The 477-nt window shown below is 64.2% G+C and carries 1 protein-coding gene; it reads right to left on the reverse strand.

What is annotated here, in order from left to right; translation table 11 throughout:
* Positions 1 to 28: 28 nt before the first annotated feature.
* Complete coding sequence (locus DM373_RS28465; protein ID WP_110996614.1) at positions 29 to 379, reverse strand: hypothetical protein; 351 nt, start codon at positions 377 to 379, stop codon at positions 29 to 31.
* Positions 380 to 477 lie beyond the last annotated feature (98 nt).

Here is a 477-nt window from a genome sequence, read left to right on the forward strand (position 1 = left end):
GCCATATAGGCGAGGGGGAAGATCACGGTCATGGCTTCTTCTCCTGCGCACGCCGTGCAGCGCCTTCCATGATGGCTATCGACATGCGCCGGCGCTCTTGCACTTCCGGGCTGTCGGGGTCGTAGTTGGGGCCGAGCCACGTTTTCGGGTCTGTGGCCATGGCCCGCTTGATACGGTCGAACTGCTCGTCGCGCTGCCAGAGGCTGCTCCACACCAAGAGCGGCTTCTTGCCTTTCTGCTCGCCCTCGGCCAGCTTCCAGATGGCCTGGCGGTCGAAGGTCATGAGTCCGTCCATCGCGCATACGGCCAGGCGCAGGTCGTCATAGTCGGGGCGCTCGCCCGACTTCGCCGCTTCGATGATTTCCCCGAGCGTCTTCATGGCTGTGCTCCGGCGGCCAAGGCCTCAGCCTTCAGCGATGCATACGCCACTCCATCCAGCGCGCTGTCCTCGTGGAACTTGTCGGGGTTCTGCCACTG

Source organism: Pseudomonas sichuanensis (assembly GCF_003231305.1).
In the GTDB taxonomy this organism is placed as follows: domain Bacteria; phylum Pseudomonadota; class Gammaproteobacteria; order Pseudomonadales; family Pseudomonadaceae; genus Aquipseudomonas; species Aquipseudomonas sichuanensis.